An 8,764-nucleotide genomic window follows, 5' to 3' on the forward strand; every position below is an offset into this window, starting at 1 on the left:
TCGAGGCCATCAGGCTGGTCACGGTGGTGACGGCGAGGACGACCACGATGAAGCCCAGCGAGAACGGGATGCCGATCTCCGGGACGTGCACGCCCTGCTCGTGCAGCGCGTGCAGCACCAGCTTCACGCCGATGAAGCCGAGGATCACCGACAGGCCGTACGACAGGTGGACCAGCTTCTTCAGCAGACCGCCGATGAGGAAGTACAGCTGGCGCAGGCCCATCAGGGCGAAGGCGTTGGCGGTGAAGACGATGTACGGGTCCTGGGTCAGGCCGAAGATCGCCGGGATCGAGTCCAGCGCGAACAGGACGTCGGTGGTGCCGATCGCCAGCATGACGATCAGCATCGGGGTCATCAGCCGGCGGCCGTTCTCCCGGATGAAGAGCTTGGTGCCGTGGTACTTGTCGGTCGACGGGAAGCGCTTCTCGATGGACTTGAGGAGGCGGTTCTCCTCGAACTCCTCGTCCTCCTCGTCGGCCCGGGCCTCCTTGATCAGCTTCCACGCCGTCCAGATCAGGAAGCCGCCGAAGATGAAGAACACCCAGGAGAACTGGGCGACCAGCGCGGCACCGCCGGCGATGAAGACCGCGCGCAGCACCAGGGCGATGATCACACCGAACATCAGCACGCGCTGCTGGTAGATCCGGGGCACCGCGAACTTGCCCATGATCAGGATGAACACGAAGAGGTTGTCGACGCTGAGCGACTTCTCGGTGATGTACCCGGCGAAGAACTCACCGGCCGGCGTCGCGCCGGAGTGCCACCAGAGGAACCCGCCGAAGATCACCGCCAGCACGACCCAGACCGTGGTCCAGATGCCGGCTTCCTTGATCGACACCTCGTGCGGCTTGCGGCCGCCGATGAAGAAATCGGCCACGACCAGGGCCAGGAGCACCACGATGGTGCCGACCCAGAGGCTTACGGAAACGTCCACTACTGCTCCTCCGGCAGGTAGGCGAGACAGTCATCGTCACTGCCGGAGGTCTCTTCCGCCCGTCGGGCACGCTGCGGCGCGCCCGCGGACCAGCGCCCCGGGGCACCGCGACGGGTGCCCGTGATGACGGGGACGGCTGCGTGGGAATACTCCCCTCCGCTGCAAGAAGGGTAACAGCACTCCCAAGGAAAGGTAAAGAAGGTAAAGAACCGTCAGGCCCGGGCGGGCGGCGCGGCCACGGGAACGGCGGCGGGGACGGACACCCGGGCCGCCACGGGGACGGCCACGGGAACGGGCAGAGGAAAGGCTAGAGGAACGGCTCGATGACCGGCAGCAGGTCCTGGAAGGTCCGCCCCTTGGCCGGGGCGCCGATCGCCTGCATCTCCCAGCCGCCGGAGCCGTCCCGGAACACCTTCGCCATGATCTGCCCGGTGTGCGGACCGCCGCCGGTCAGCTCGTAGCGGGCCAGTTCGAGGCCGGTGGACTCGTCCACCAGCCGGCAGTGCGCGTTCTGCACCTCGGCGAAGGTCTGCCCGGTGTACGAGCTGACCGTGAACACCACCTGGGTGATGTGCGGCGGCACGTGCGCGAGGTCCACCAGGATCGCCTCGTCGTCCTCCCCCGCCCCCGCGCCGCCGACCACGTTGTCCCCGGTGTGCCGCACGGAGCCGTCGTCGCTCTCCAGGTGCTGGAAGAACACCACGTCGGACGGGGTCCGCTCGGCGTACAGCAGCGCCGAGGCGTCCAGGTCGATGTGCCGGGTGCGGCTGCCGAACAGGCCCCGCCGGGGCGCCGCCCGCCAGCCCAGGCCCATCCGGACCACGGTGAGCGTCTCCCCCGGCCCCTTCTGCAGACTGACCCGCTGGCCCTTGGCAAGGTGCACCGACACGGCGCATGTCCTCTCTGCCCGGCCGCGCGGGATCCCCGCGCCGGCTCCACGGTGGAACACCCCGTTGCCGTCCCCCGGCTGAGGCCCCCTCTTCGGGCCGCCCACGTCCGGGGCGGCGCCGCAGGCCAGCCTAGGCCCTGCGGTCGAACGCGCTGCCCGCCGTGTACCCGTTCCCGGCGGTGCCGAGACACCGCCGGCCCGGCCGGGAACGGAACCGGCCACGCCGGCCCGGGGCGCCCGCCGGCGCCCCGGGCCGGACCTCAGGCGATGCCGGCCTCGCGCATCTGCCGCAGCTCCTTCTTCAGCTCCTTGACCTCGTCACGCAGCCGGGCCGCCACCTCGAACTGGAGGTCGACCGCCGCGGCGTGCATCCGCTCGGTCATCGACTGGATGAGGTCCGCCAGCTCGGCCGCCGGCAGCGACTTCGCCGGCTTGCGGTCCGCCCCGAGCGCCGGCACCGGGGCCTTCCCGCCCTTGGCGCCGCCCGCGCCCCGGTAGCCGGTGGACAGCAGCTCGCCGGTGTCCACCTCCTCGCGGGTGAGGGTGTCCAGGATGTCGCCGATCTTCTTGCGCAGCGGCTGCGGGTCGATCCCGTGCTTCCGGTTGTACGCCTGCTGCACCTCGCGGCGGCGGTTGGTCTCGTCGATCGCCCGCTCCATCGAGGGGGTGATCCGGTCCGCGTACATGTGGACCTGGCCCGAGACGTTGCGCGCCGCGCGGCCGATGGTCTGGATCAGCGAGGTGCCGGAGCGCAGGAAGCCCTCCTTGTCGGCGTCCAGGATCGCCACCAGGGAGACCTCGGGCAGGTCCAGGCCCTCGCGGAGCAGGTTGATGCCGACCAGCACGTCGTACTTGCCGGCCCGCAGCTCGCGCAGCAGCTCGACCCGGCGCAGCGTGTCGACGTCGCTGTGCAGGTACCGGACCCGGATGTCCAGGCCGAGCATGTAGTCGGTGAGGTCCTCGGCCATCTTCTTGGTGAGGGTGGTGACCAGGACGCGCTCGTCCTTCTCCACCCGCTTGCGGACCTCGTGCACCAGGTCGTCGATCTGGCCCTCGGTCGGCTTCACGATCACCTCGGGGTCGATCAGACCGGTCGGGCGGATGATCTGCTCGACCTGGCCGTCGCCCCGGGAGAGCTCGTACGGGCCGGGGGTCGCCGAGAGGTAGACGGTCTGGCCGATCCGCTCCAGGAACTCCTCCCACTTCAGCGGGCGGTTGTCCATCGCGGAGGGCAGCCGGAAGCCGTGCTCGACCAGGGTGCGCTTGCGCGAGGCGTCGCCCTCGTACATCGCGCCGATCTGCGGGACGGTGACGTGCGACTCGTCGATGACCAGGAGGAAGTCCTCCGGGAAGTAGTCGAGCAGGGTGTTCGGCGGGGAGCCGGGCTCGCGGCCGTCGAAGTGCATCGAGTAGTTCTCGACGCCGGAGCAGGTGCCGATCTGGCGCAGCATCTCGATGTCGTAGGTGGTGCGCATGCGCAGCCGCTGGGCCTCCAGGAGCTTGCCCTGCTTCTCCATCCGGGCCAGGGTCTCCTCCAGCTCCTTCTCGATGCCGTTGACCGCGCGCTCCATCCGCTCCGGTCCGGCCACGTAGTGCGAGGCGGGGAACACGTGCAGGGAGTCGTCCTGGCTGATGATCTCGCCGGTGAGCGGGTGCAGCGTGTAGAGCGCCTCGATCTCGTCGCCGAACATCTCGATCCGGACGGCCAGCTCCTCGTAGACCGGGAAGATCTCGATGGTGTCGCCGCGGACCCGGAAGGTGCCCCGGGAGAAGGCGAGGTCGTTGCGGGTGTACTGGATGTCGACGAAGCGGCGCAGCAGCACGTCCCGGTCGATCTCGTCGCCGACCTTGAGCCGGACCATCCGGTCCACGTACTCCTGCGGCGTGCCGAGGCCGTAGATGCACGAGACGGAGGCGACCACCACCACGTCCCGCCGGGTGAGCAGCGAGTTGGTCGCCGAGTGGCGCAGCCGCTCGACCTCCTCGTTGATCGAGGAGTCCTTCTCGATGTAGGTGTCCGTCTGCGGGACGTACGCCTCGGGCTGGTAGTAGTCGTAGTACGAGACGAAGTACTCGACCGCGTTGTTCGGCAGCAGCTCGCGGAACTCGTTCGCCAGCTGCGCGGCCAGCGTCTTGTTCGGCGCCATCACCAGGGTGGGCCGCTGCAGCTTCTCGATCATCCAGGCGGTGGTGGCCGACTTCCCGGTACCGGTGGCGCCGAGCAGGACGACGTCCTTCTCCCCGGCCCGGATCCGCCGCTCAAGCTCGGCGATCGCCGCCGGCTGGTCACCGTTGGGCTGGTAGGGACTGACGACCTCGAAGGGCGCCTCTGACCGCTCAATACTCGTGATGGGTCGCACGCCTCCACCGTACGGCCCCGCACCGACAAGCGGGGGCCGCGCGGACGGGCCGGTGGCCTAGCGGGCGCTGTCCCGGGCGAGGGCGACGAGGCGGGAGACGGCGCGGAGGTACTTCTTGCGGTAGCCGCCGCGGAGCATCTCGTCGGGGAAGACCCGGTCGAAGGGGAGGCCGGAGGCGGTGACGGGGAGCTCGCGGTCGTACATGCGGTCGGCGAGGACGACCAGGCGCAGGGCGGTGGACTGGTCGTCGACCTGGTGGACGCCGCGCAGGCAGACCGCGGTGACGTCGTCCAGCAGGGCGCCGTAGCGGCTGGGGTGGACGGCGGAGAGGTGGGCGAGCAGGGCGTCGAAGTCGTCGAGGGAGGCACCCGGGGTGCGGGCGGCGACGGCCTCGACCTCGGCGTCCCGGTAGGGCGGCGGAGCGTCCGGCAGGCCGCGGTGGCGGTAGTCCTGGCCGTCGATCCGCATCGGGCGGAAGTGCGCCGACAGGCCCTGGATCTCGCGGAGGAAGTCGGCGGCGGCGAACCGGCCCTCGCCGAGCTTCTCCGGCAGGGTGTTGGAGGTGGCGCACAGCTTGACGCCGTTCTCGACCAGGCGGCCGAGCAGGGTGGAGACCAGGACGGTGTCGCCCGGGTCGTCCAGCTCGAACTCGTCGATGCAGAGCAGCGTGTGGCCGGACAGGGTCCGGACGGCCTGCTGGAAGCCGAGCGCGCCGACCAGGTTGGTCAGCTCGACGAAGGTGCCGAAGGCCTTGGGGCCGGGGGCGGCGTGCCAGAGCGAGGCGAGCAGGTGCGTCTTGCCGACTCCGTAGCCGCCGTCCAGGTAGACGCCGGCCGGGCCCGCGGGGGCCGGGGCGGAGCGGCGGAACCAGCTGCGCCTGGGAGCGGAACCGTTTCCGCGGCCGAGCGTGCCGGCGAACTGCTCCAGGACCTGCACGGCCTCGTACTGGCTGGGCTGGGCCGGGTCCGGGAGGTAGGTCCCGAAGCTCACGCCGGAGAAGCGCGGCGGCGGCACCATCTCGGCGACCAGCCGCTCGGCGGGGACGACGGGGCGCCGGGAGGTGAGGGCGAGCGGGGAACCGGCGCGTTCGGCCGTCGGCTCGGTCACGGTGTCGGGGCGGGAAGCTGCGGGCACGGTGAACAAGCGTACGCCCGACCGGGCCGCACCCGGACGGGCGGCCGGGGGAACCCGGCCGGTGGAACACTGGGGGCATGCGACAGCTGATCAGCCCCGTGGCGCACACCTTCGAGGATCCGGCCTCCCTGGAGGCGCTCGCCGCCGTCTACGCGTACCCCGAGCAGGTGAATCGCGGCCTCCCCTGGCTGCGCGCCAACATGGTGGCGGGGCTGGACGGCGGGGCCCGGCTGGACGGGCTCTCCGACGGGCTCTCCGGCGACGCCGACAAGCGGATCTTCGGAGTGCTGCGGGCGCTGTCGGACGTGGTGCTGGTGGGCGCCGAGACGGTGCGGGCCGAAGGCTACCGGCCGGCCCGGGCGCGGGCCGGCTTCGCCGCGGCGCGCCGGGCGGCCGGGCAGGCGCCGGCCCCGGCGATCGCGATCGTGACCCGCTCGCTGGGCCTGGACCTCGCGGCGCCGCTGTTCACCGAGCCGCTGGTGCGCACCGTGGTGATCACCACCGAGGACGCGCCCGCGCAGAGCCGGGCGGCGGTGGCCGAGGTGGCCGACGTGATCGCGGTCGGCCGGGGCTCGGTGGACCTGCCGGCGGCGGTCGCGGCGCTGGCCGCACGGGGCTGGACCCGGATGCTGACCGAGGGCGGCCCGCGGCTGCTGGGGGAGCTGGCCGCCGGGGGCCTGCTGGACGAGCTCTGCCTGTCGGTGGCGCCGCTGCTCACCGGCGGCGACGCGCCGCGCGTCCTCCACGATGCGCGAATGCCCGACGTGCAGCGGATGCGGCTGGTCTCATTGATCGAGCAGAAAGGATTCCTCTTCACCCGCTACCTGCGTCCGCCCGCTCCGTGACCCCCGGACCGTGATCCCGCTCCCACTTGGGGCTTCCTCCGCGTGGCCCGTGTGCCGCGTGAGCGGCGTGCGGAAAGCTTCCGCCGGGCAGTATGGGAAGCGAAGCCGGGTACCCGGGGGCCGGCGACTGGAAGGGATTCACGTGTTCAAGACGGTACTGATGATCGAAAAGGCGCTCTCCGACGCCGACGTGGAGCTGGTCACCACGCTCCACAGCGAGGAGAAGGTGTCCTTCGTCGTCCTGATGCAGCCGCGCGGCAAGCAGGACGAGCTGCTGCGGGCGCTGGACGACGTGGCGCTCGGCCACCTGGACAAGGTGGTGCACGAGCACGACGAGTCCGGGAGCGGACCGACGGTCGCCACCGAGTCGCTGGAGCACAGCCTGCGCCACCTGCGCGAGGCCGGCGCCGAGGCGGTCGGCGAGCTGGTCGAGGAGAAGCCGCTGGACCGGCTGCGCGCCGTCGTCGAGGAGCACCGGGCCGACGAGGTGGTGGTGCTCACCTCCCCGCACTTCGTGGAGGAGTTCTTCCACCGCGACTGGGCCTCCCAGGCCCGGCACAAGGTGGGCGTCCCGGTGCTGCGGCTGTTCGCCAGCGACTCCTGACGACACCCCGGCGTGGTGCAGAATCGTCCTTGCGGTCCGGCCGCGAGGACGGTTCGCACGCCGTCCGCCCCTCCCCTGTTCCCGCCCGTACGGAGCCCCGCCTTGAACGACGCCGCGCACGACCTGCACGCCCCGCACTTCATCGGCATCGGCGGCGCCGGGATGTCCGGCCTGGCGAAGATCCTCGCGGTGCGCGGGGCCAGTGTCTCCGGCAGTGACGCCAGGGAGTCCGAGACGGTCCTCGCGCTGCGCGCCCTCGGTGCCGGCGTGCACATCGGGCACGCCGCCGAGCACGTGCCGGACGGCGCGAGCAGCATCGTCGTCTCCAGCGCGATCCGCGCCGACAACCCGGAGCTGGTCGCCGCCCGCGAGCGCGGCATCCCGGTCGTCCACCGCTCCGACGCGCTGGCCGCGCTGATGGGCGGGCGCCGGGCGCTGGCCGTGGCGGGCACCCACGGCAAGACCACCACCACCAGCATGCTCGCCGTCGCCCTCGGCGAGCTGGGCCTGGACCCGTCCTACGCGATCGGCGGCGACCTCGACGCGCCCGGCTCCAACGCCCACCACGGCACCGGCGAGATCTTCGTCGCCGAGGCCGACGAGAGCGACCGCAGCTTCCACAAGTACGCGCCCGAGGTGGCGATCGTGCTCAACGTGGAGCTGGACCACCACGCCAACTACGCCTCGATCGACGAGATCCACGAGTCCTTCGAGACCTTCGTCGGCCGGGTCGTCCCCGGCGGCACCCTGGTCGTCTCCGCCGACCACGAGGGCGCCCGCGAGCTGACCGCCCGGGTGGCCGGCCGCGAGGACCTGAACGTGGTCACCGTCGGCGCCGCCGAGGACGCCGACCTGCGGGTGCTGTCGGTCGTCGCGCGCGGCATGACCAGCGAGGTCACCGTGCTGCTGGACGGCGCCGAGCTGGGCTTCACGGTCTCGGTGCCCGGCCGGCACTACGCCCACAACGCGGTCGCCGCGCTGGCCGCCGGCGTCGCGCTGGGCGTCCCCGCCACGGACCTGGCCAAGGCGCTCGGCGCCTACACCGGCGTGCGCCGCCGCCTGCAGCTCAAGGGCGAGGCGGGCGGTGTCCAGGTGATCGACTCCTACGCCCACCACCCGACCGAGATGGCCGCCGACCTGGAGGCGATCCGCGAGGCCACCGCCGGACGGGTGCTGGTGGTCTTCCAGCCGCACCTGTTCAGCCGCACCCAGCAGCTCGCCGAGGAGATGGGCGCCGCGCTGGCGCTGGCCGACGCCTCGGTGGTGCTCGACATCTACCCGGCCCGCGAGGACCCGATCCCCGGGATCACCAGCGAGCTGATCATCGACGCCGCCCGCCGGGCCGGCGCCGAGGTCACCGCCGAGCACGACTTCACCGCCGCCCCCGGGGTGCTGGCCGGCCTGGCCCGGCCGGGCGACCTGCTGCTGACGATGGGCGCGGGCGACGTCACCAACCTGGGCCCGGCCGTCCTGGAGGAATTGGAGAGGGGCCTCGCGGACGTTGTCACCAACGTCTGAGTCCCCGGACCCGTCGCGACCTGGAGCCGTCATGAGCTACGAGATCGAGAAGACCGACGCCGAGTGGCGCGCCCGGCTCACCCCCGAGGAATACCACGTCCTGCGGGAGGCCGGGACGGAACGCCCGTTCACCGGCGAGTACACCGACACCAAGACCGTCGGCGTCTACGGCTGCCGGGCCTGCGGCGCCGAGCTGTTCAGCTCGGAGACCAAGTTCGACAGCCACTGCGGCTGGCCGTCCTACTACGCGCCGCTCGCCGGCGACCGCGTCGAGTACATCGAGGACACCTCGCTGGGCATGCGCCGGGTGGAGGTCCGCTGCGCCCGCTGCGGCGGCCACCTCGGCCACGTCTTCGAGGGCGAGGGCTACGGCACGCCGACCGACCAGCGGTACTGCATCAACTCGGTCTCGCTGACGCTGAAGCCCGCGCAGTAGCGCGGAGCGCGAGGAGGCCCGGGCACCCGCGGGGTGTCCGGGCC

Annotated in this window: 8 protein-coding genes; 4 read left to right on the forward strand and 4 right to left on the reverse strand. The window is 71.8% G+C overall.

What is annotated here, in order from left to right; genetic code table 11:
• The 4 genes from ACFCX4_RS31680 to zapE form a co-directional block, all read right to left on the reverse strand.
• Positions 1-934 (reverse strand): TerC family protein (locus ACFCX4_RS31680; RefSeq protein ID WP_376150077.1); only part of this gene is annotated, 934 nt, incomplete at its 3' end.
• Between the two features lie 307 nt (positions 935-1,241).
• Complete coding sequence (locus tag ACFCX4_RS31685) at positions 1,242-1,823, reverse strand: TerD family protein (protein WP_376150080.1); 582 nt, start codon at positions 1,821-1,823, stop codon at positions 1,242-1,244.
• Positions 1,824-2,083: 260 nt separating this feature from the next.
• Positions 2,084-4,183, reverse strand: a complete 2,100-nt coding sequence (gene uvrB, locus ACFCX4_RS31690; RefSeq protein ID WP_376150083.1) for an excinuclease ABC subunit UvrB — start codon at positions 4,181-4,183, stop codon at positions 2,084-2,086.
• Positions 4,184-4,240: 57 nt separating this feature from the next.
• Positions 4,241-5,317 carry a cell division protein ZapE gene (zapE, locus tag ACFCX4_RS31695; protein ID WP_376150086.1) on the reverse strand — a complete coding sequence of 359 codons (1,077 nt, stop codon included), beginning with the start codon at positions 5,315-5,317 and terminating at the stop codon, positions 4,241-4,243.
• A gap of 77 nt (positions 5,318-5,394) precedes the next feature.
• On the opposite strand from zapE, the gene ACFCX4_RS31700 reads away from it, so the two are divergent.
• From ACFCX4_RS31700 to msrB, 4 genes are all read left to right on the forward strand, one after another.
• Complete coding sequence (locus tag ACFCX4_RS31700; protein ID WP_376150089.1) at positions 5,395-6,162, forward strand: pyrimidine reductase family protein; 768 nt, start codon at positions 5,395-5,397, stop codon at positions 6,160-6,162.
• Between the two features lie 142 nt (positions 6,163-6,304).
• On the forward strand, positions 6,305-6,766 hold the full coding sequence (locus ACFCX4_RS31705) for an indole-3-glycerol phosphate synthase (RefSeq protein WP_376150092.1): 462 nt from the start codon (positions 6,305-6,307) through the stop codon (positions 6,764-6,766).
• Positions 6,767-6,868: 102 nt separating this feature from the next.
• The gene (gene murC / locus ACFCX4_RS31710) at positions 6,869-8,284 is read left to right on the forward strand and encodes a UDP-N-acetylmuramate--L-alanine ligase (protein WP_376150095.1); all 1,416 of its coding nucleotides are present in this window, start codon (positions 6,869-6,871) and stop codon (positions 8,282-8,284) included.
• A gap of 31 nt (positions 8,285-8,315) precedes the next feature.
• Positions 8,316-8,720, forward strand: coding sequence for a peptide-methionine (R)-S-oxide reductase MsrB (gene msrB / locus ACFCX4_RS31715; protein ID WP_376150098.1), 405 nt, complete (start codon positions 8,316-8,318; stop codon positions 8,718-8,720).
• Positions 8,721-8,764: the final 44 nt, after the last annotated feature.

Source organism: Kitasatospora sp. NPDC056327 (genome assembly GCF_042261735.1).
In the GTDB taxonomy this organism is placed as follows: Bacteria; Actinomycetota; Actinomycetes; order Streptomycetales; family Streptomycetaceae; genus Kitasatospora.

Bases quoted from the DNA above. Each gene is read 5' to 3' on its own strand.
- ACFCX4_RS31700 (WP_376150089.1), top strand. From the start codon at position 5,395: ATGCGACAGCTGATCAGCCCCGTGGCGCACACCTTCGAGGATCCGGCC.
- msrB (WP_376150098.1), top strand. From the start codon at position 8,316: ATGAGCTACGAGATCGAGAAGACCGACGCCGAGTGGCGCGCCCGGCTC.